Raw genomic sequence first — 20,297 nt, 5'->3', positions numbered from 1 at the left:
CGGGCTAAGCCGACCTACGCCGACCTACGCCAACCTACACCGACCTACGCGGCGAGCCAGGCTTATCGCTCAGGGATAGCAGCGCATCAAAAACTCCGCCACGCACACGGGTTTCGTATCGCCTTCGCGCTCCATGGTGACGGCCCAGTTCACTTGCGCCCCTTCCAGCAAGTCGTCGACGGAAAGGATGTCGAGCCGCGCGCGCAGGCGGCTGCCCACGGGGACGGGCGCGGGAAAGCGCACCTTGTTTAAACCGTAGTTGATGGCCATGCGGATGCCGGCCATGTGCAAGGCGCCCTGCAACATGGCAGGCAGCAGCGATAACGTCAGGAAGCCGTGTGCCACGGTGCAGCCGTACGGCGACTCGCGCGCGCAACGTTCCGTATCGATGTGGATCCACTGATGGTCGTCCGTGGCGTCGGCAAAGGTGTCGATGCGCTGCTGGGTGATGGTGAGCCAGTCGGAGACGGCCACGTGCTGCCCCGCCAGCGCTTGAAAACCGGCGATGCCGGCGATATCACGCATGCTGCTCTCCGGCAGGACGGCGGCCGAACATGCCCATGCCTTCGACGGTGGTCACCACTTCGCCATGCTGGTTTCGCACGCTCCACACGGAAATGACGATGCCGCGGTCCGGTTTCGACGTGGACGGGCGCACTTCCTTGACCTTGTAGGTCAGCTGCAAGGTGTCGCCCGCGCGCACGGGTTTGAGCCAGCGGATGCTGTCCAGGCCGGGCGAACCCATGCTGGACGAATGCTTGAGCAGGTTATCGACCACCAGGCGCATCATCATGCCGCAGGTATGCCAGCCGCTGGCGATGACGCCCTTGAAAATGGTCTTTTCGGCGGCGTCATGGTCGACGTGGAATGGCTGCGGATCGAAATCCGTGGCGAAGGCGATGATTTCCTTTTCCGTCACATGGCGCTGGCCCAGGTCGATTTCCAGGCCTTGCGTAAAGTCTTCGAAATACCAGTGTTTCGGGGTGGTGGCAGGCGATGCGGTCATGCGGTCTCCGTCGGCAAGAAGCCCGGCTGGGCGATAAAGCGCTCGATATGATGGTCCACGTCGCCCAAGGTCAGGGCGATCATGGAGAGGCGCTTGAAATGGTGGGCGGCAGGCAATTCGTCCGTGACTCCCATGCCGCCATGCAATTGCACGGCTTGCTGGCCGACAAAAGTGGCGGCCAGTCCCACCCTCGCCTTGGCGGCGGACACCGTGCGGCGGCGCTCAGCCACATCGTCGCTATCGGCCTTGGCGGCGGCCAGCATGGCCATCGAGCGCGCCTGCTCCAGGTGGATGAACATGTCGGCCATGCGGTGCTGCAAGGCCTGGAACTTGCCGATCGGTGCGCCGAACTGCTGGCGCGTCTTCAGGTACTCGAGGGTGGCGGCAAAGATGGCGTCCATGGCGCCCACGGCTTCCGCACACAGCAGGGCGGCGCCGTAATCCACGGCCGCGTCCAGCACGGGCCAGCCCTGCCCCGCCTGGCCGATGAGAGCGTCTTGCCCCAGCACCACTTGCACGAGGGTGACGGTGGCGGCGCGCTGGCCGTCGATGGTGCGGTAGTCGCGCACGGTGACGCCGGGCGCGTCGACAGGCACGAGGAATAGCGAAATGCCATCCGTATCCATCTGGCCGCCGCTGCTGCGCGCCGAGACGATCAAGGCGCCCGCCTGGGCGCCGTGGATGACGACGGTTTTCTCGCCGTCGAGCACGAAGCCGTCGCCGCTGGCCTTGGCCGTGGTGGCGATAGCGTGCATGTCGTGGCGCGACTGGCGCTCGCCCAGCGCACACGCGAGTTTGAGGCTGCCGCTGGCGACCTGTTCCAGCACAGCATCGTGGCCGCCGGCCAGGCTCAGGAAGCGCGCGCCCAGCACGGTAGCCAGGTAGGGCTCGACCACCAGGCCACGGCCCAGTTCCTGCATCACCAGCAGCATGTCGACGGCCGTGCCGTCGAAGCCGCCCGCGCCGGCCGGCAGCGGCAAGGCCGTCATGCCCAGTTCGGCCAGGGTGGCCCAGGCAAGGTCGGAGGTACCCGTGGCCGAGTGGACGATCTGCTTGCGCGTTTCAAACGGGTAATCCTTGTCGACCCAGCGCCTGAGCGCATCGGCAAATTGCTGCTGTTCCTGATTAAATTGGAAGTCCATGTCGTCTCCTTCTGGCTTACAGGCCCAGGATCATCTGCGTGATGATGTTTTTCTGGATTTCATTCGAGCCGCCATAGATCGATGTCTTGCGGTAATTGAAGTAATACGCGGCCAGCGGCGCGGCCAGGTCGTCGCCGCCAGCGCCGTGCGGCGCGCTGCCGTCAAGAAAATCCGGGTCGAACGGCAAGGCTTGCGGACCAATGGCTTCAAGCATCAGTTCCGTCAGCTGCTGCTGCAGTTCCGAACCACGCACCTTCAGCATCGACGCCTGCGGTCCCGGTCCCTTGCCTTCTTCGCTGATGACACGCAAGACCGTCATTTCCAGCGCCATCAATTCGATTTCCAGATGGGCCACCTTGGCGGCAAAAGCGGGATCGTGCAGCAGCGGCGCGCCGCGCTTGTTCTGCTGCATGGCCAGCTGCTTGAGGAAAGTCAGCTCGCGCTTCGAGCGGCCGACGGCGGCGATGCCCGTGCGCTCGTGGCCCAGCAGATACTTGGCGTAGGTCCAGCCCTTGTTTTCCTGGCCGACCAGGTTGCTGACGGGCACGCGCACGTTGTCGAAGAAGACTTCGTTCACTTCGTGTTCTTCATCGAGCATGATGATGGGGCGCACGGTGATGCCCGGCGTTTTCATGTCGATCAGCAAGAAGCTGATGCCTTCCTGCTTGCGCACCGTGCTGTCCGTGCGCACCAGGCAAAAGATCATGTCCGCGTGCTGGCCCAGGGTCGTCCAGGTTTTCTGGCCATTGACGATGTAATGGTCGCCGTCGCGCTCGGCCGTGGTTTTCAGCGAGGCCAGGTCGGAACCGGCGCCTGGCTCTGAGTAACCCTGGCACCACCAGTCGTCGCAGTTCAGGATGCGCGGCAAGTAGTGTGCTTTTTGTTCGGCGCTGGCGAAAGCCATGATGACGGGCGCCACCATGTTGACGCCGAACGGCAGGATCGGCGGCGTGGCGGCGCGCGCGCACTCGTCTTCCCAGATGTGGCGCTGCACGGACGTCCAGCCCGTGCCGCCATATTCGACGGGCCAGGCCGGCGCGGCCCAGCCCTGCTGCGCGACGATCTTGTGCCAGCGCACGTAATCGTCGCGGTTCAGGCGCAAATGCTGGCGCACCTTGCGCTGCAAATCCACCGGCAAATGGGTGTCGAGGAAGGCGCGCACCGTGTCGCGGAAGGCCATCTCCTCGGCCGTGTAATGCAGGTCCATGTCTGTCTCCTTGTTCTTATCGGTTGCCGTGATAACTGCACGCAAGGAAGCTCAGCGCACAAAAAAGCACGACCGTTCTCAAGGATTGTACAACAGATTGGGAGTGGTGCCAGGGGTTTTACAATGGCTGCCGTGGCCCCGCGCCTATGTGTGCGACAAAATATTAATGAGCTTGCCGAACGGGTCGCGCACGAAAAACCGCCGGACACCCCAAGGTTCATCGGCAGGGCCATATTCAATAGGAAACCCTGCTCCGGACATGCGTTCGAAGGCGGTATCCACGTCATCGACTTCAATGGAAAGGTCAGGCACGGCAGTGTTCGAGCCGCCTTCCGTCGCAAAGCTCACTTGAACGCTCATCTCGGCTTGCGAACCATACGTCATGATCCAGCCATGGTCCATCAACAGGCTCAGGCCCAGCACGTCCTCGTAAAACGTCCGCGCCAGGCCCGGATCCGACGCCGGGAAATTTGCAACGATACGCTTGACTTGCATAGTTTTCCTCCGTGTCAATATAAGCTTCGCCCGCCATTTCCCCACCCTGCTCAATATCGTCATCCCTGTCTCCGGGCATGTCCGCTACTGGCGAGATTAGCACTTTCCGCGACTACCTTTTCAGCAATAATCCGCGTAGCAGCAATTCCAATGCCGCAACTGCTTTTACCAAACGCGCATTGCCTTCGTCACCATCGGCGATCCAGAACGCCGCTTCCGCCAGGCTGCCGTAGATCAGCGAAGCCAGTGCCTGCGGGCAAGCGTCGGCCACGATGCCTTGCTGAATCAGCTGCTGGATAAGCGCTTGCATCGACTCGAGGCAATGGCGCTGCGAGTCCGGGGAAGCGCCGCCCAGGACCGCCCTTGCATCGCGCAAGACGATGCGCTGAATTTCCGGTTCCAGGGCCATCTCCAGATAGGCACGGCAGCGATGGCGAAAGCCTTCCCACAAGTCTGCGGCGCTGTCGGAGATGGTCTGCAGGCGGCCATCCATTTCCGCGTCGATCTGCTCCACCACCGCCAGCAGCAAACCCTTCTTGTCGCCGAAGTGATGATACAGCGCCCCCCGCGTCAGCCCTGCCTGCGCGGTGAGGTCGTCCATGGACGTGTCGGCATAACCACGCTCACTGAACACTTTGCGCGCGGTGGCCAGCAGCGAGGCGCGGGTTTCTTCCATTTCCACACGGGTGCGGCGAACCATTGCTTTCTCCTTACATACGTAACGTATGATTGTTTACATTCACTGCGTATGAATATATACTTTATTCATACGCGATGTATGTATTATCGCTGCGGCGTGTTTCCGTTGCAAGCGGGGCACACCCGTTTATCGCCTGATCACCTAAAGGATATGCACCATGAGTACGTCTTCCTGCGCTGCCGCAGAAACTTCTGCCCGCCACCCGTGGCTGGCGGTCACCGCTGTCGGCATGGCCACCTTTTCGGTCGTGACGACGGAAATGCTGCCGGTCGGCCTGTTGACGCCGATTGCCGTCACCCTGGGCACCTCCACGGGAACGGCCGGCCTGATGATCTCGCTGCCCGCATTGCTGGCGGCCTTGTTCGCGCCGCTGGTCGTGCTCGCATCGGGAAGCCTGGACAGGCGCAACATTCTCTGTGGTTTGCTGACGCTCCTGGTGATCGCGAACATTGCCTCGGCCCTGGCGCAGAACATGGCGTGGATGCTGGCGGCCCGTGTTCTCGTCGGTTTCTGCATGGGCGGCATCTGGGCCATCGCCGGCGGCCTCGCTTCCCGGCTGGTTCCTGCCCGCTCGGTTGGCCTGGCAACGTCGCTCATCTTCGGTGGCGTGGCGGCCGCTTCCGTATTGGGCGTGCCGCTAGGCGCACACATCGGCGACCTTGCAGGATGGCGCTGGGCTTTCGGCGTCATGGCGCTGTTCAGCGGCCTGGTACTGGCGCTGCACCTGGCCGTCATTCCCGCCCTGCCCGCCGCCGCTTCGACGACCTTGCGCCAATTCGGCCGACAGCTGCGCAACAGGCAGTTGCAAGCGGGGCTGCTTCTGACCCTGTTGCTGGTGAGCAGCCATTTCATGGCCTTTACCTTCGTGCGCCCGCTACTGCTGTCCGTGTCGGGGTTCGATGCGCAATGGCTGGGCGCACTGCTGTTTGCCTATGGCTTCGCGGGCATCATTGGAAACTTCCTGGCCGGTGTCGCTGCGGCGCGGCGCACGGCGGCTACCATCATCGCCATCTCGTGCGGCCTGCTGCTCACGCCACTGCTGTTCCTGGCTGTCGGCGACTCCGGCATCGGCGGCGGCATGGTGTTGCTGGCCTGGGGACTGGCCTACGGCGGCGTATCGGTCGGCCTGATGACCTTGATGATGAAGGCGGCGCCCGGCGCCGTGGAAATCGTTGCCGCGCTGTATGTGGGCGTCTTCAATATCGGCATTGCGCTCGGGGCGTGGACCGGTGGCCAAGCCGTCGACAGGCTGGGCCTCTCCGCCAACCTGTGGCTTGCCGCAGGATTTGCCGCTGCCGCCTTGCTGCTGTCGTTTGGCATCAGCTTTATTGATGCAAACAAGCAGTCTGGCGCTGCAAGGGATTGACGGTGTCCGCCATCAGCCATACAAGTGCAGCAACACCTGCACGGCCACGATCTTGACGATGGTCATGCTGGGGAAAATCATCGCGTAGCCGAGGTTCGGGCGGTCCGACTTGGCCAGGCGGTTGGCAAACACCAGCACGGCCGGGTTGCCCGTGGCGCCGGCCGCGATGCCCAGCAGTTCAGGAAACGGCAGGCGCAGGAAGACCTTGCCCAGGATCACGACGAGCGCCACCACCACCAGCACCGTCACGGCGCCGAGCGCCAGCATGGGCAAGCCGTCGGCGCCCACTTGCTGCACGAAGGGCAAGCCGGAGGCCATGCCGACGGAAGCGAGGAAAATCGTCAAGCCATAGTTGCGCATGACCAGGTTGGCCGACAGGGGCAAGCGCCAGCTGATCTTGCCGACTCGGCCCAGGCGGCCCAAAATCAGCGCCATCACCAGCGGCCCGCCTGCCAGACCCAGGCTGAACGAACCGATCCACGGCAACGGAATCGGCACCAGGCCCAGCAGCACGCCCAAGACCATGCCCATGCCCAGCGAGACATAGCTGAACTCGGCCGTGGCCGTGATGGAGTTGCCGAACAGCTTGCGCACGTCGGCCGCATGTCTGGCCGGCGCGATGGCCATCACCCTGTCGCCAAACTCCAGGGTCAGGAACGGGTGCGGCAAAATCATGGCGTCGCCGCGACGGATGAACGCGATCTGCAGGGGAAAGTCTTTTGCCAGGTTCAGCTCGCCCAAGGGCACGCCGACGATTTCCGCGTCTGACACGAACACTTCCGTGCCATCGAAATCGCTGCGGTCCTTCATCAAGCGGCCCGGGTCGAGGTGGCCCAGCGCCGTGCGCGCCGCTTCCACGCCCGCCACCGTGCCCGACACCATCAGCGCGTCGCCCACACCAAGCACGAGGCCAGGATCGGGCAAGCGGTTCTGGTGGCCCTGGCGCACGCCGATCACTTGCACGCCAGCCAGCGGGCCGTCGGCCAGCTCGGACAGGGCCGCGCCCGCGAGTTTGGCTGCATCGATGGTAATTTCGGATACAACGATGGGCGCCGGCGGCGGCGTCAGCACGGGTTTCAAGATGCGCCCGGCCAGGTACAGGCCCAGCATGGGGCCGACGACGCCGAACGGATACGCGACGGCATAGCCGACGGCCGCGTCGCCATTGCCGTGCGACGCTTCCAGCGCCGCCTGCAGGGCGGCCGTGCTGGTCATGGCGCCGGCAAACACGCCGCTGGCCATGCGCAGCGAGATATCGATCCACTGCCCGCCCCAGATGGACACGGCCAGGCCGCCCATGACGGCGGCAAAGGCAATCAGATTGTGTTTCTGCCCTGCGCCGCGCAAGCCGGCGAAAAATTGTACGCCGTACTGCACACCGATGCCATACAGGAACAGCAACAAGCCGATGGAACCGACCATCGGCGGCGGCACGGAACCGGGAGCAAAGGCGCCCAGCGCCAGCCCCGCGAACAGCACGCCGCCCACGCCCAGCGAAAAGCCGAACACGCTGATACGCCCCAGCGCATAACCGGCGCCGATGACGAGGAACAGGGCAAGGATCGGCGTCGACTCCAGCGTGTGGCGAAATAGTTGAAGCATCAGGAACCTTGGTCTGGGGATGGCCCAGTTTAGCATGCACAAAAGCAACACGATGGCGATGATGACAAGCAAGCGTGCGCAGCTTTATGCCATAAAAACGGGCAAAAAAAAGCCCGCTGCGGGAGCGGGCTGAATCTAATTCCTGTGAGGAAGTAGAGGAGACAGGTGCATGATGCCGCATCGCAGCATATTCATCCAATTCTATGTTGTGATGATAGAAATTCGATTTGTCAATATCTCATCGGGACTGCCGCTGTGCCTTGCAACGAATCGCCTCGCGCACGGCTGGCCTATCGCCTATGCTGGCCAGTAGCGCCCTCACCTGCGGGAAAGCACCGAGGTCGACTTTGGCGACCTCCGACCAGCTGAGGACGGTATACAAATACGCATCGGCCACCGTAAACGTGTTCCCCAACAAGTACTGCCGACCATCGCCCAGTTGCCGCTCCACATAGTCGAGGCGTGCGGCCAGACGCGAGCGGGCCACGTCCTGCGCCTGCGCGCCGTATTCCGGATGGAACAGCCAGGGGCTGAACACCTTGTGCAACTCGGTGGCAATGAAACCCAGCCACGATTGCAGCTGCACGCGCGCCATGGTGCCTGCCGGCGGCGCCAGGCCGCTGGCAGGCGCCAGGTCGGCCAGGTACTGCACGATAACCGTGCCCTCCAGCAAGATCGTACCGTCGTCCAGCGCCAGCGCCGGCACGTACAGATTCGGATTGATGCGCGCATAATCGGCGCCCGTTTCCGTGACGCGCGGAATCTTCCGGATATCGACACGTTCCAGTTCCAGCGCGATGCCCGCCTCGATGGCCACGATGTGCGGCGACAAGGAACACGTGCCCGTTGCGTAATACAGTTTCATGATTCCCTCCTTGAAAAAAGTTACACGGACGCGGGATCCAGTTTTTCCACGTCGATGCCGTATTTGGCGATGGCTACGCCAATCTTGCTGCGCGGCAGCTCGCCCCCATCGGCCAGCGCCGTCAGCGCGGCCAGCACGATGAAATGGCGGTCCACTTCAAAGAAGGTGCGCAGCGATTCGCGCGTATCGGAGCGGCCGAAGCCATCCGTGCCCAGGGTGACGAAGCGCCGGTCGTGCACGAAGGGGCGCACCTGGTCGCCGACGATCTTCATGTAGTCGGTGGCCACCACCACGGGGCCTTGCCGGCCAGCCAGGCATTGCTCGATATACGGCACGCGCGGTTCGCTGTCCGGGTGCAGCATGTTCCAGCGCTCAACGGCCAGGCCGTCGCGCCGCACTTGCGTCAGGCTGGTGGCGCTCCACACGTCGGCCGCGACGCCGAAATCCTGCTGTAGCAGCACGCTGGCGGCCAGCACCTCGCGCAGGATGGAACCGCTGCCCATCAGCTGCACGCGCGGCGTGGTTGCCGTGAGGGCTTCAGGGCTTTCCTGCAGCAGATACAGGCCCTGCAAGATGCCCGCCTCTGCTCCTGCCGGCATGGCCGGGTGCGGATAGTTTTCGTTGAGCAAGGTGATGTAATAGAAAATATCCTCTTGCTCGGCAAACATGCGGCGCATGCCGTCATGGATGATCACGGCCAGCTCATACGCGAACGTGGGGTCGTACGAGATGCAGTTGGGAATCACGGACGACAGCACGTGGCTGTGGCCATCGTCGTGCTGAAGGCCTTCCCCCATCAGTGTCGTGCGTCCCGACGTGGCGCCCAGCAAAAAGCCGCGCGTGCGGGCATCGGCCGCCGCCCACGCCAGGTCGCCCACACGCTGCAAGCCGAACATCGAATAGAAGATGTAGAACGGAATGGTAGCCAGGCCATGGTTGCTGTACGACGTGCCGGCGGCGAGCCAGGAAGAAATGGCGCCCGATTCGTTGATCCCTTCCTGCAATATCTGCCCATCCTTGGCTTCCTTGTAATAGCTGAGCTGGCCCGCATCCTGCGGCGTGTACAGCTGGCCCAGGTAGGAATGGATGCCGATCTGGCGGAACAGGCCTTCCATGCCAAACGTGCGCGATTCGTCCGGCACGATGGGCACGATGATCTTGCTCAAAGCGGGATCTTTCAGCAGAGTGCCGAGGATGCGCACGAAGGCCATGGTGGTGGACGCGCCCCGCTCGCCGCTATCCTTGAGCTGGGTGGCGAACGTGGACAGTGGCGGGATTGGCAAGGGCGCCACCTTGCTGATGCGGGCGGGAATGTAGCCGCCCAGCTGCGCCCGGCGCGCGGCGAAGTAGCGGCCTTCCTCGCTGTCCGGCGCCGGTTTCAGATACGGCATCTCTTCCAGCTGGGCATCGCTGACGGGCAGCGCGAAGCGGTCGCGAAACGCGCGCACGGCGTCGGCGCTCATCTTTTTCAGCTGATGGTTGATGTTCTGCCCTTCGCCCGCCTCGCCCATGCCGAAGCCCTTGACGGTCTTGGCCAGGATCACGGTGGGACGGCCCGGCGTGCGCATGGCCTCGGCATACGCGGCGTGCACTTTTTCCGGGTCGTGGCCGCCGCGCGTCAGCTTCCAGATGTCATCGTCCGACATGTGCGCCACCAGCGCCAGCAGTTCCGGATACTTGCCAAAGAAATGCTCGCGCACGTAGGCGCCATTCTGCGACTTGAAGGTCTGGTAATCGCCGTCCACGCATTCCATCATGCGCTGGCGCAACAAGCCGCTCGTATCGCGCGCCAGCAAGGCATCCCAGCCGCTGCCCCAGATGACCTTGATCACATGCCAGCCCGCCGCGCGGAACGTGCCCTCCAGCTCCTGGATGACCTTGCTGTTGCCGCGCACCGGGCCGTCGAGGCGCTGCAAGTTGCAGTTGACGACAAAGATCAGGTTATCGAGGCGCTCGCGTCCGCCCAATGAAATGGCGGCCAGGGATTCGGGCTGGTCCATCTCGCCATCGCCGAGGAAGGCCCATACCTTGCGGCCCTGGTGTTCCTTCAAGCCACGGTACTCGAGGTAGCGCATGAAGCGGGCCTGGTAGGCGGCCGTCAGCGGGCCCAGCCCCATGGAGACGGTGGGAAATTGCCAGAAGTCGGGCATCAGCCGGGGATGCGGGTACGAGGACAGGCCTTCGCGCCCCGCTTCGCGGCGGTAATTGTCCAGCTGCGCTTCCGTGATGCGGCCTTCCAGATAGGCGCGGCCATAGATGCCGGGCGCGGAATGGCCCTGGATGTAGACCAGGTCGCCGGCGAACTGGTCCGTGCGGCCACGGAAAAAGTGGTCGAAACCCACGTCGTACAGCACGGCCGCCGACTGGTAGGTGGCGATATGGCCGCCCACGTTCGAGTGTCTGGCCGCGCGCAAGACCATCACCATCGCATTCCAGCGGATATACGCATTCAGGCGGCGCTCGATGGCCAGGTCGCCCGGATATCCACCCTGGCGCTCGGTGGCGATGCTGTTGGTATACGCGGTGGTGACGCGGCCATGCATGCCGCCGTGCTGCGCGGAATCGGAATCGACGAGTTGGTCAAGCAAATAATGGGCGCGCGGGCGTCCTTCCACCGCGACGACGGCTTGCATCGCCTCCAGCCATTCTTTGGTTTCCTGCGGGTCGATATCGGGCACGGCAAGGGATGTGGTCATGGCGGTCTCCTGGGTTGGGAATTCAATACGCGAATAATTGCTTATGCAATCATTGCATTTGCAATCGTTACGGCGGCCATTGTATAGCGCTATAATTGCATTTGCAACTGTGATCGATCTGGAGGAATACCGATGTCTGAAACTGCGCCTGAAATTGGCACGGCCCCTGCGCCCGACCTGTGGTTCGCGTTCGTGCGCACGCACCGTTTGATGATCCGCGAGATAGAGCGCCGCCTCGCCGCCGCCGGCCTGCCCGTGTATGCGTGGTATGACGTGCTGTGGGGACTCGAAAGCGGACAGGACGGTTCGCGCCGCATGCATGAACTGGCCGACGCTCTGGCCATCGAGCGCTACAACCTGACGCGCCTGGTGGACAAGCTGGAAACGGACCGGCTGGTGACGCGCACACGCTCGATGGAAGACGGGCGCGCCGCCTTCGTTTTCATCACGGAAGACGGGAAAATCCTGCGCAAGAAGATGTGGGCCGTCTACCAGGCTACGGTGGCCGACCTGTTCCTGACGCAATTTGACGGCGGCGAGCAGCAGGACTTCAGCGCCGCCCTCGCGCGCGCCGCCGAGGCGGCACGCGGCGCCACTCAGAGCAAGGCGTAACGCCGCAGCGCGTACTCGACGAACTGCACCGGCAGCGCGCCGTCGTCGGCCAGGGCTTTCAAGGCCGTGACGGCCAGCCATGGCGCGCTGACCTCCATCATGGCGTCAGCGCCGACGGCGATGAAACGCCCGCGCACGTAGCCGCCGATCTGGCCCGCGATGTGCTGTCCATAGCCGGTGACGGCGATGACGGGCGCGGCACTGTCATCGAGGCAGCGCCGCACATGGGCCAACCTTGGGACGGCGCGCGGATGACGCAGGTTCCACTGCTCCGCCGCCTGCGCATCGCGCGCCAGGCGCGTGTAGCTGGGGCAACTCCACACTTGCGCGGCGATATCCCAGTCGTCCTTCAGCAAGCGGGCCGCATCGGCAACGACGGCCAGCATCGTTCCCGCGCCGCACAGACGCACCCGGCATGGCGCCGGCCCCGGCGGCGACACGCGGTACATGCCCAGGCTGGCCGCTGCCGCATCGGCGTCCGACAAGGGCGTGGCCACCGCACCTTCGTCCGCATTTTCGTCCGCACCTTCGTCCGCCTCTTCGTCATGTATGGCCAGGTAGTAATAGCCTGTCTGCTGTTCCAGGTACAACGTTTCCAGTGCCGAGCGCAGGATGGCGCGCACTTCCTCGCCCGTCGCCGGGTCGAACGGCGTGCAATTGTGCTGCGTGGCCAGCCAGGCGGGCAGCGCGGGCTGCACGCCTTTCGGCCAGCGAGAAGATTGCGTTTCCGCATCGCTGCAGACGATGCCACGCTCGCGCGCATCGACCAGCACGCCACTCAATGCCTGGAGCGAAGCGGGGCGGCACAGATACAGCAGCGGTTTGTCGGCGCCATAGCGCAGCGGCCAGGCACTCGCGGACGCCGTCACATTCCAGGCATCGTCAGGCCGCTGCGTCACTTCCGCGCGCACGACGCGGATGGCATTCTCCGCGCCCGGGTCCGTCTGCAAGCTGCCCGCCATGGCGCCTAGCGCCCGGCGCGGCGACACCTGCCGCAACGGCAACGCCGGCGGTGCCGCCAGCACGGCCAGGCAGGCTTGGACGGCGTCGCGCGCCACGTCCAATGGCTGTGGAGGGAATAAAGGGGAAGAATGCATGAAAGCTCCTGTCGCAACAATGCTTGCGCAAGGCAGACATTGCCTATACGATTGCAAATGCAACGATTGTAGTTGCAATCCTTTGCGCGTACAAGTGACGCAAGCCAAGCGAAATCTGTCTTCGAGGTGAAAAATGACGCTGAACAATCCTGAAACCGTGCGCATGGCCTACGCCGTGAAACTGACGAATGCGCAAGTCGAGGCGGCCAAGCGCCTGTATGCCGCGCATTTCGGCACCACGGACAACCCGCAGGCGATGGCCGCCATCATCGCGGCGCTGGCGCGCAACTACAGTTCGGCCGTGGCGGCGAATGTGCTGTAGCACATCATGCATGGCGCAGGCAAAAACCGCGACGCAAGCGGGCCTAGCTCATTCCAAAAATGATGAGTTTCCGATGTGATCTTTGTTCACGCGTCACCAGCACGCGGGCGTGCTCTACGGTCACGCAAGCGTGCGGCGCAAACCCCGCTGGCACCGTTTCCGCATCGCGCGCGATGAGTTGCGGATCATTGATCACGTCATAATCGCCGCGCTTGAAAAGCAATTGCTCGATAGCTGCGTCCCCTTCGGACATCGGTGTGACGACGATCAGCGACCAAAGACCTTCATCACCCAGAAATTTCTTTTGCTTCAGGAATGCGTTAACGCGGTCTGCATGCGGCGCCGAGTCGCTCAGTTCGCTCTGATAAATTCCCATCGGGCACAGCATCGTGCCGGGCGGCCAGCCCATATCGGGCAGCGCTGCGACCGTGACCGGACGCAATTGGGCCAAATGGCGGTCAAACGGGTGCTTCTCCGCCGAACAGGCACCGAGCGCCATCAGCGCCAGCATGCCAGCGGCGCGAAACAAAGGCATCATCAACTTGTCTCCTTGCATGTTTATGTTTAAACAAGCTTATCTTAAGCGATAAGGTCATGGAAACAGGCAAAAAAAAGCCCGCTGCGGGAGCGGGCTGAATCTAATTCCTGTGAGGAAGTAGAGGAGACAGGTGCATGATGCCGCATCGCAGCATATCAAGCCAATTGTATGTTGTGATGATAGAAATACGATTCATCAATATCTGCGGCAGGCACGGTATCTCAAGCGCTGGCACGCGCGATCAGCTCGTAAGGCAGCGGCGCCAAGGCCGGTGGCGCGGCACCCTCGTCCACTTCGCCCAGGCGCTGCAGGATCGCTTGCGCGGCCAGGCGGCCGATGTCATAGCGGGGCACGCGTATCGTCGTCAGCGCCGGCATGAGCTTTTCCGAGAACGGGAAGTCGCCGAAGCCCGCCACCGCGCATTGCTCGGGAATGCGGATACCCAGGCGCGCCGCTTCATAGATGGCGCCGGCAGCCATGTTGTCGTTGGCAAAAAACAGGGCGTCGGGACGCTCGGCACGCGCCATTTGCTCGCTGAACACTTGCCCGCCCGCATCGAGCGGCGCCGTCACCGACGCTTGCACAATTTCCGGACGCAAACCCAGCTGCCGCATGGTTTCCTCATACCCCTGGGCCCGCTTGCGCGCGCGGAAATCGCTGCCGATGCCGCTGTCGACGTAGACGATGCGCCGGTAGCCTTGCCCGTGCAAATACAAGGTCATGTCGCGCCCCGTGGCGATATGCGAAAAACCGATCTGCGGATACGGCCGCTCGGGGCGGATATCCCACGTTTCGATGACGGGAATCTGCAAGCCCGCCAGCAAGGTTTCCGTGGCGGCGCTATGGTCGGCGCCCGTCAGCACGAGCGCGCGCGGCGACCAGCCGAGAAACGCGCGCACGACCTTCTCTTCCGTCTCGATCGAGTAATCGTGGGTGGCCAGCAGCAACTGGTAATTGTGCTGCGACAAGGTGGTCGACAAGCCCTGGATGGTTTCCGCAAAGATGGAGTTCGACACGCTGGGCACGATGGCGCCCACGATGCGGCCCTGGGTCGAGGCCAGGCCGCCGGCCGCCTCGTTGCGGATATAGCCGAGCTGGTCGATGGCGCTCTTGATGCGCTCGCGCGTTTCCTGCGACACGCGGTCCGGTTCCTTGAAATAGCGCGACACGGAAATAGCCGAGGTCTGTGCCAATTTGGCCACATCGAACACGGTGCTGCGGCCGAGGCCGCGCCGCTTGCGTACTGGGTCGTTCATGGGTACTGCCTTCTCAAAAATCGGTAATCACCACGCATCATGCCATGGCCGGCCGCACGGGGATGCCGGCGTAATGCCGCTGCGCTACCGCTCACCGGCTGGGCCGCAGAAATTCCACCCTGGAAATTGGCGTCAATGAAATCATGCCGATAGTGTAATGGCTGCGCGCCTGCACCCTGCATTAAATCTGTTGACAGTCCCGTGCGATTCAAATTATATTTCGCTGTACTTGCAATGTTAGCGCTAACAAAGGCTGCAAGCAAGACCCGAGACAGCAGCACTGGAACGCCATACGCAGCGGGCCAGGCAACCGAAAAGGACACACATTGAGCTCCGCTACTTCCCGCCGCACGCTGGAATCCCTGCGCAGCCAGCGCTGGCTGGCCCCAGACGACATGCGCTCGTTCGCCCACCGCCAGCGCCTGCAGCAGATGGGCTTGCGCCGCGAGGAATTCCTCGACCGCCCCGTCATCGCCATCATCAATACCTGGAGCGACCTGTCGCCGTGCCACTCGCACCTGCGCGAACGGGCCGAAGCCGTCAAGCGCGGCATCCTGCTGGCCGGCGGCTTCCCCGTCGAGCTGCCTGCCCTGTCCTTGGGCGAAGTGATGGTCAAGCCCACCACCATGATCTACCGCAACTTCCTCGCCATGGAAACGGAAGAACTGCTGCGCTCGCTGCCGATCGACGGCGCCGTGCTGCTCGGCGGCTGCGACAAGACGACGCCCGGCATGCTGATGGGCGCCATCAGCATGGATATCCCCGCCATCTTCTGCCCTGCCGGCCCCATGCTCAACGACCGCTACCGCGGCCAGAGCGTGGGCGCGGGCACGCACACCAAGAAATTCTGGGATGACTACGTGGCCGGCGACATCGCCAAGCCCGAGTGGATCAAGCTCGAAGCGAAGATGACGCGCTCGCCCGGCACCTGCAACACCATGGGCACCGCGTCCACCATGACGTCCATCGTCGAGGCGATGGGCTTTACCTTGCCCGGCGCCACCAGCATTCCCGCCATGGATGCCAACCACGTACGCATGGCCTCGCAATGCGGCGAGCGCATCGTCGGCATGGTGTGGGAAGACTTGAAGCCGTCGCGCTTCTTCACCCGCGCCGCGTTGTCGAACGGCGTGGCCGCCTACATGGCGCTCGGCGGCTCGACCAATGCGGCCATCCACCTGGTCGCCATCGCCGGGCGCGCCGGCCTGGCCCTGTCGCTCGATGAAATGGATGCGATGGCGCAAAAAGTACCGGTCATCGCCAATCTGTTCCCGTCCGGCGACAAGCTGATGGAAGATTTCTTCTATGCGGGCGGCATGCCGGCCCTGCTCAAGGAAATCGCGCTGCAGCTGGATTTGACGGCCTTGACGGTCACGGGCCGCAGCCTGGGCGAAAACATCGCCGACGCCGTGTGTCTCGACGACAGCGTGATCCGCAAGGTGTCGCAGCCGGTGGCCGACGGCGCGGCGCTGGCCGTACTGCGCGGCAACCTGTGCCCTGGCGGCGCCGTCATCAAGCCGTCGGCCGCCAATCCGAAGTTCGCCAAACATCGGGGACGCGCCCTCGTGTTCGACTCGAACGCGGAGATGCTGGCGCAGATCCACGCGCCCGACCTGGACATCGATGAAAACACGGTGCTGATCCTGCGCAATGGCGGCCCCATCGGCGCGCCCGGCATGCCGGAATGGGGCAATCTTCCCGTGCCGAAAAAGCTGCTGCAACAAGGCATCCGCGACATGGTGCGCATCTCCGACGCGCGCATGAGCGGCACCCACTACGGCACCTGCGTATTGCACGTGACGCCCGAAGCGGCCGTCGGCGGCCCGCTGGCTTTGGTGCGCAACGGCGACATGATCGAACTGGACATCGCCGCGCGCAGCCTGAACATGGACGTGACGGACGAGGAACTGGCGCGCCGCCGCGCCGAGTGGCAGGCGCCGGCGCAAAAATATGCGCGCGGCTACACCAAGCTGTACATGGAACACGTAACCCAGGCCGACCAGGGCTGCGACCTGGACTTTTTGCTGGGCAACGCCGCCACGCCCGAGCCGCCAATCTTCTGACGCCGCCGTCTTCCCTACCTATATAGAGAGCACAACTATGGATATCCTGGACAACCCATTCCGCGCCTTGCTGGCGGACAAAGCAGTACCGCTGGGCAGCTGGCTGATGGCCGGCACGCCCGTGACGGCCGAGGCCATGGGCTGCGCCGGCTTCGACTGGCTGGTGCTGGACATGGAACACGTGCCCATCGACTACCAGGACGCCTACCAGATCCTGCAGGCAGTGGGCGGCACGCCGGCCTGCCCCGTCGTGCGCCTGGCCTGGAACGACCTCGTGCAAATCAAGCGCGCGCTCGACATCGGCGCGCAGACCCTGATGTTCCCGTTCGTGGAAAACGCCGCTGAAGCACGCAGTGCCGTGGCCGCCACCCGTTATCCCCAGCCGGGCCAGGCTATTCCCGGCACGCGCGGCTTTGCCGCCATGCACCGCGCCAGCCGCTATGGCACCGTGCCAGACTACGCCACGCGCGCCAACGGCGCCGTCTTCTCGATCATCCAGCTGGAAACGCCGGCCGCCCTGGCGCAGCTGGAAGAGATCGCCGCCGTCGATGGCGTCGACGCCCTGTTCGTGGGCCCCGGCGACCTGTCGGCAGCGATGGGCAACATCGGCAATATCGGCCACCCGGAAGTACAGGCGGCGATTGCCGACGCGGCCCGCCGCGCCCGCGCCATTGGCAAACCCATCGGCATTGTCGGCCCCTCGCCGGAAATGGTGCACACTTTCATTAGTTACGGCTATGACTATGTGGCCATCGCCTCGGACATGGGCATGATGATGCGCCAGGCCAATGCCTTTATCACGGCCCTGAAACCGTCGCTGGCGAAAGCCCTCGACACGGGCGCCTACTAATCTATTTCTGTTGCAACGCACGTAGCGCGCTCAGACGCGTCATTCGCATCTTTTGGAGACAAGCATGTCAGGTGTAAAACTGGAAAAGGTCGTCAAGAAGTACGACAACGGCGTCGAAGTCATTCATGGCATCGACCTGGAAATCAAGCAAGGCGAATTCGTCGTCTTCGTGGGACCTTCGGGTTGTGGAAAATCCACACTGATGCGCATGGTCGCGGGGCTCGAGTCCATCACGGGCGGCACCATCTCCATCGAGGGACAGGTCGTCAACGACTTGCCGCCGCGCGAGCGCGACATCGCCATGGTCTTCCAGGACTATGCGCTGTATCCGCACAAGTCCGTGTTCGACAACCTGGGCTTCGGCTTGAAGCTGCGCAAGTTCCCCAAGGCGGAAATCGAACAGCGCGTGCGCGCCGCCGCCACCATCCTGAAAATCGACCACTTGCTCGACCGCAAGCCGCGCGCCCTGTCCGGCGGCCAGCGCCAACGCGTGGCCATGGGCCGCGCCATCGTGCGCCAGGCCAAGCTGTTCCTGTTCGACGAACCGCTGTCGAACCTGGACGCCCTGCTGCGCTCGGAAATGCGCACGGAAATCAAGAAGCTGCACCAGCGCATCGGCGCCACCACGATTTACGTCACGCATGACCAGGTCGAAGCGATGACCCTGGCCGAACGCATTGTCGTACTGTCCGGCGGCAACATCATGCAGGTCGGCACGCCGGACCAGATCTACAACGAACCCGTGTCGAAATTTGTCGCCGGCTTCACGGGCTCGCCGCCGATGAACTTCCTCGGCGCCAAGGTGGCACGCAATGGCGCCGGCCAGACCGAGATCGTGCTGGGTTCAGCCCGCCTGGCCCTGCCGGCCGAACGTCAGGCTGCCTGCGGCAAGCTCGATGGCCGCGCCGTGGAATTCGGCATCCGCCCGGAAGACATCACCCTGGAAGCGGCCGGCAGCGCCAGCGCCGCCCTGGCCGCGACAGTCGTGGTGGTCGAACCGCTGGGCGCGGAAACCCTCGTCATCTTCCAGTGCGAAGGCGGCGAATTGACGGCACGCCTGCCGCCCACGTTTGCGCTGGCGCCAGGGCGGCAAGTCACGGTACAGCTGGACATGGAGAAATTCCATCTGTTCGATCCGCAGGGCGGCGCGGTACTGCCATCCCGATAAGCCGCGCACAAGCGGCATACCCATTCCAAAAAACAGGAGACAAGCATCATGCGTATCAAATCCCTCGTCCTGGCGCTCGGCGCCACCTTCGTCCTTGCCACCGGCGCGCACGCGCAGACGGTCAAGGTCTTTGTCGGCGGCCAGGAGCGCCCCGAAGTCATGCGCGAACTGTTCGCCAAGTTCATGGCCGCCAATCCCGGCGTCAAGATCGACCTGGAAACGGGCGGCGCCACCTCGGAATTGCAACAGAAATACCTGAACACCGTGCTGTCGGCCGGCGACACCACCCTGGACGTGTTCCTGATCGACATCATCCGCCCGGCCCAGTACGCGTCGGCCGGCTGGATCGAAAGCCTGGACAAATACCTGGGCGCCGACCGCGACAAGATCATGGGCCAGTACTTGCCGGCCTACAAGCAGGCGAATATGGTCGACAACAAGGTCGTGGCCCTGCCCGCCTTTGCCGACGCCATGTTCCTCTACTACCGCAAGGACTTGCTGGCCAAGTACAAGCTGGCGGCGCCGAAAACCTGGGATGAGCTGGCCACCGTGGCGCGCACCATCCAGGCCGGCGAAAAGAATCCGGAATTGCAAGGCATCAGCTTCCAGGGCAAGGCCATCGAAGGCGCCGTCTGCACCTTTTTGCTGCCGTACTGGAGCCAGGGCGGCGAACTGGTCACCAACGGCAAGCTGACCCTGGACAAGCCCAAGGCGGAAGCGGGCCTGGCCATGTGGCGCAAGCTGATCGACCAGGGCGTGGCGAAAAAGAACATCGCCGAAGTGGCCACTGACGATACGCGCAAGGAATTCCAGGCCGGTAACGTCTTGTTCGCCGTCAACTGGGGTTATGCCTGGAACCACTTCCAGGATGGCGCCGACAGCAGCGTGAAGGATAAAGTCGGCGTCGTCAGCCTGCCGGCCATGGCGGGCGGCAAGCCGGCATCGTGCATCGGCGGCTGGCAGTGGGCCGTGTCCTCGTTCTCGAAGAACAAGGAAGCGTCGGCCAAGCTGGTGCGCTGGCTGTCGAGCCCGGAAGTGTCGAAGCAGCTGGCCATCAAGGCCTCCAACCTGCCCGTCTACCCGTCCGTCTACCAGGACAAGGAAGTACTGGCCGTCAATGGCTGGTTCGCCGATGCGCTGCCGGTCGTGCAAAGCGCCCGTTCGCGCCCCGTCACGCCGCGCTACAGCGAAGTGTCCGAAGCCGTGCGCGTCAACACAAATGCCGTGATGGCGGGCGTGAAGACGCCGGCGGCCGGCGTGGCCGAGATCGAAAACCGGGTCAAGCGCATCCTGCGCTAACCGGCATGCGCCC

The 20,297-nt window shown here is 63.5% G+C and carries 19 protein-coding genes; 7 read left to right on the top strand and 12 right to left on the bottom strand.

Annotated elements, in window-relative coordinates:
* Window positions 1-69 precede the first annotated feature (69 nt).
* The 6 genes from JAB6_RS23335 to JAB6_RS23310 form a co-directional block, all read right to left on the bottom strand.
* Complete coding sequence (locus tag JAB6_RS23335; RefSeq protein WP_070304926.1) at window positions 70-525, bottom strand: MaoC family dehydratase; 456 nt, start codon at window positions 523-525, stop codon at window positions 70-72.
* Window positions 518-1,006 (bottom strand): MaoC family dehydratase, encoded by a 489-nt coding sequence (locus tag JAB6_RS23330; protein ID WP_034755281.1) that lies wholly within the window; start codon window positions 1,004-1,006, stop codon window positions 518-520. Before JAB6_RS23330 ends, JAB6_RS23335 begins: the two co-directional genes overlap by 8 nt.
* The gene (locus tag JAB6_RS23325; protein WP_034755278.1) at window positions 1,003-2,148 is read right to left on the bottom strand and encodes an acyl-CoA dehydrogenase family protein; all 1,146 of its coding nucleotides are present in this window, start codon (window positions 2,146-2,148) and stop codon (window positions 1,003-1,005) included. The genes JAB6_RS23330 and JAB6_RS23325 overlap by 4 nt, the downstream gene beginning before the upstream one ends.
* A gap of 16 nt (window positions 2,149-2,164) precedes the next feature.
* Window positions 2,165-3,355: an acyl-CoA dehydrogenase family protein gene (locus JAB6_RS23320; protein ID WP_034755275.1), complete on the bottom strand. Its 1,191-nt coding sequence runs from the start codon at window positions 3,353-3,355 to the stop codon at window positions 2,165-2,167.
* Between the two features lie 144 nt (window positions 3,356-3,499).
* Window positions 3,500-3,850, bottom strand: a complete 351-nt coding sequence (locus tag JAB6_RS23315) for a VOC family protein (protein ID WP_070304924.1) — start codon at window positions 3,848-3,850, stop codon at window positions 3,500-3,502.
* Window positions 3,851-3,962: 112 nt separating this feature from the next.
* Window positions 3,963-4,550, bottom strand: a complete 588-nt coding sequence (locus JAB6_RS23310) for a TetR/AcrR family transcriptional regulator (RefSeq protein WP_070304922.1) — start codon at window positions 4,548-4,550, stop codon at window positions 3,963-3,965.
* Window positions 4,551-4,707: 157 nt separating this feature from the next.
* Between JAB6_RS23310 and JAB6_RS23305 the strand changes: the two genes are divergently transcribed.
* Window positions 4,708-5,916 carry an MFS transporter gene (locus JAB6_RS23305; RefSeq protein WP_070304921.1) on the top strand — a complete coding sequence of 403 codons (1,209 nt, stop codon included), beginning with the start codon at window positions 4,708-4,710 and terminating at the stop codon, window positions 5,914-5,916.
* A gap of 12 nt (window positions 5,917-5,928) precedes the next feature.
* Here the strand turns inward: JAB6_RS23305 and JAB6_RS23300 are convergent, their stop codons facing one another.
* The 3 genes from JAB6_RS23300 to aceE all read right to left on the bottom strand — a co-directional run bounded on the left by JAB6_RS23300 (window position 5,929) and on the right by aceE (window position 11,079).
* On the bottom strand, window positions 5,929-7,518 hold the full coding sequence (locus JAB6_RS23300; RefSeq protein ID WP_070304919.1) for an aspartate:alanine exchanger family transporter: 1,590 nt from the start codon (window positions 7,516-7,518) through the stop codon (window positions 5,929-5,931).
* Between the two features lie 238 nt (window positions 7,519-7,756).
* Window positions 7,757-8,383 (bottom strand): glutathione transferase GstA, encoded by a 627-nt coding sequence (gene gstA, locus JAB6_RS23295; RefSeq protein ID WP_070304918.1) that lies wholly within the window; start codon window positions 8,381-8,383, stop codon window positions 7,757-7,759.
* Between the two features lie 20 nt (window positions 8,384-8,403).
* The gene (gene aceE / locus JAB6_RS23290; RefSeq protein ID WP_070304916.1) at window positions 8,404-11,079 is read right to left on the bottom strand and encodes a pyruvate dehydrogenase (acetyl-transferring), homodimeric type; all 2,676 of its coding nucleotides are present in this window, start codon (window positions 11,077-11,079) and stop codon (window positions 8,404-8,406) included.
* 132 nt (window positions 11,080-11,211) lie between these two features.
* Between aceE and JAB6_RS23285 the strand changes: the two genes are divergently transcribed.
* Entirely contained in the window at window positions 11,212-11,691 is a 480-nt protein-coding gene (locus tag JAB6_RS23285) for a MarR family winged helix-turn-helix transcriptional regulator (RefSeq protein WP_070304914.1), read from the top strand.
* Here the strand turns inward: JAB6_RS23285 and JAB6_RS23280 are convergent.
* Window positions 11,676-12,788, bottom strand: coding sequence for a hypothetical protein (locus tag JAB6_RS23280; RefSeq protein ID WP_070304912.1), 1,113 nt, complete (start codon window positions 12,786-12,788; stop codon window positions 11,676-11,678). The two genes, JAB6_RS23285 and JAB6_RS23280, sit on opposite strands and share 16 nt — an antisense overlap.
* A gap of 133 nt (window positions 12,789-12,921) precedes the next feature.
* Here JAB6_RS23280 and JAB6_RS23275 point away from each other — a divergent pair, with 133 nt between their 5' ends.
* Complete coding sequence (locus tag JAB6_RS23275; RefSeq protein WP_034755254.1) at window positions 12,922-13,110, top strand: hypothetical protein; 189 nt, start codon at window positions 12,922-12,924, stop codon at window positions 13,108-13,110.
* Between the two features lie 43 nt (window positions 13,111-13,153).
* Here JAB6_RS23275 and JAB6_RS23270 read toward each other — a convergent pair whose 3' ends face one another.
* Window positions 13,154-13,648, bottom strand: a complete 495-nt coding sequence (locus JAB6_RS23270; protein WP_070304911.1) for a hypothetical protein — start codon at window positions 13,646-13,648, stop codon at window positions 13,154-13,156.
* Between the two features lie 221 nt (window positions 13,649-13,869).
* Window positions 13,870-14,904, bottom strand: coding sequence for a LacI family DNA-binding transcriptional regulator (locus JAB6_RS23265; RefSeq protein ID WP_070304909.1), 1,035 nt, complete (start codon window positions 14,902-14,904; stop codon window positions 13,870-13,872).
* A gap of 326 nt (window positions 14,905-15,230) precedes the next feature.
* Here JAB6_RS23265 and araD point away from each other — a divergent pair, with 326 nt between their 5' ends.
* From araD to JAB6_RS23245, 4 genes are all read left to right on the top strand, one after another.
* Complete coding sequence (gene araD, locus JAB6_RS23260) at window positions 15,231-16,967, top strand: L-arabinonate dehydratase (protein WP_070304908.1); 1,737 nt, start codon at window positions 15,231-15,233, stop codon at window positions 16,965-16,967.
* 37 nt (window positions 16,968-17,004) lie between these two features.
* Entirely contained in the window at window positions 17,005-17,817 is an 813-nt protein-coding gene (locus JAB6_RS23255; RefSeq protein WP_070304906.1) for an HpcH/HpaI aldolase/citrate lyase family protein, read from the top strand.
* Window positions 17,818-17,881: 64 nt separating this feature from the next.
* Window positions 17,882-18,985, top strand: coding sequence for an ABC transporter ATP-binding protein (locus JAB6_RS23250; RefSeq protein ID WP_070304904.1), 1,104 nt, complete (start codon window positions 17,882-17,884; stop codon window positions 18,983-18,985).
* Window positions 18,986-19,033: 48 nt separating this feature from the next.
* Window positions 19,034-20,284: an ABC transporter substrate-binding protein gene (locus tag JAB6_RS23245; RefSeq protein WP_070304902.1), complete on the top strand. Its 1,251-nt coding sequence runs from the start codon at window positions 19,034-19,036 to the stop codon at window positions 20,282-20,284.
* The last annotated feature ends 13 nt before the right edge of the window (window positions 20,285-20,297 follow it).

It is taken from the genome of Janthinobacterium sp. HH104 (genome assembly GCF_001758715.1).
In the GTDB taxonomy this organism is placed as follows: domain Bacteria; phylum Pseudomonadota; class Gammaproteobacteria; order Burkholderiales; family Burkholderiaceae_D; genus Janthinobacterium; species Janthinobacterium aestuarii.
The sequence above is the reverse complement of the archived record's forward strand: the minus strand, read 5'-3'. Positions and strand labels throughout refer to the sequence as shown.

Bases quoted from the DNA above. Each gene is read 5' to 3' on its own strand.
- JAB6_RS23335 (WP_070304926.1), bottom strand. From the start codon at position 525: ATGCGTGATATCGCCGGCATCGCCGGTTTTCAAGCGCTGGCGGGGCAG.
- JAB6_RS23330 (WP_034755281.1), bottom strand. From the start codon at position 1,006: ATGACCGCATCGCCTGCCACCACCCCGAAACACTGGTATTTCGAAGAC.
- JAB6_RS23325 (WP_034755278.1), bottom strand. From the start codon at position 2,148: ATGGACTTCCAATTTAATCAGGAACAGCAGCAATTTGCCGATGCGCTC.
- JAB6_RS23320 (WP_034755275.1), bottom strand. From the start codon at position 3,355: ATGGACCTGCATTACACGGCCGAGGAGATGGCCTTCCGCGACACGGTG.
- JAB6_RS23315 (WP_070304924.1), bottom strand. From the start codon at position 3,850: ATGCAAGTCAAGCGTATCGTTGCAAATTTCCCGGCGTCGGATCCGGGC.
- JAB6_RS23310 (WP_070304922.1), bottom strand. From the start codon at position 4,550: ATGGTTCGCCGCACCCGTGTGGAAATGGAAGAAACCCGCGCCTCGCTG.
- JAB6_RS23305 (WP_070304921.1), top strand. From the start codon at position 4,708: ATGAGTACGTCTTCCTGCGCTGCCGCAGAAACTTCTGCCCGCCACCCG.
- JAB6_RS23300 (WP_070304919.1), bottom strand. From the start codon at position 7,518: ATGCTTCAACTATTTCGCCACACGCTGGAGTCGACGCCGATCCTTGCC.
- gstA (WP_070304918.1), bottom strand. From the start codon at position 8,383: ATGAAACTGTATTACGCAACGGGCACGTGTTCCTTGTCGCCGCACATC.
- aceE (WP_070304916.1), bottom strand. From the start codon at position 11,079: ATGACCACATCCCTTGCCGTGCCCGATATCGACCCGCAGGAAACCAAA.
- JAB6_RS23285 (WP_070304914.1), top strand. From the start codon at position 11,212: ATGTCTGAAACTGCGCCTGAAATTGGCACGGCCCCTGCGCCCGACCTG.
- JAB6_RS23280 (WP_070304912.1), bottom strand. From the start codon at position 12,788: ATGCATTCTTCCCCTTTATTCCCTCCACAGCCATTGGACGTGGCGCGC.
- JAB6_RS23275 (WP_034755254.1), top strand. From the start codon at position 12,922: ATGACGCTGAACAATCCTGAAACCGTGCGCATGGCCTACGCCGTGAAA.
- JAB6_RS23270 (WP_070304911.1), bottom strand. From the start codon at position 13,648: ATGATGCCTTTGTTTCGCGCCGCTGGCATGCTGGCGCTGATGGCGCTC.
- JAB6_RS23265 (WP_070304909.1), bottom strand. From the start codon at position 14,904: ATGAACGACCCAGTACGCAAGCGGCGCGGCCTCGGCCGCAGCACCGTG.
- JAB6_RS23255 (WP_070304906.1), top strand. From the start codon at position 17,005: ATGGATATCCTGGACAACCCATTCCGCGCCTTGCTGGCGGACAAAGCA.
- JAB6_RS23250 (WP_070304904.1), top strand. From the start codon at position 17,882: ATGTCAGGTGTAAAACTGGAAAAGGTCGTCAAGAAGTACGACAACGGC.
- JAB6_RS23245 (WP_070304902.1), top strand. From the start codon at position 19,034: ATGCGTATCAAATCCCTCGTCCTGGCGCTCGGCGCCACCTTCGTCCTT.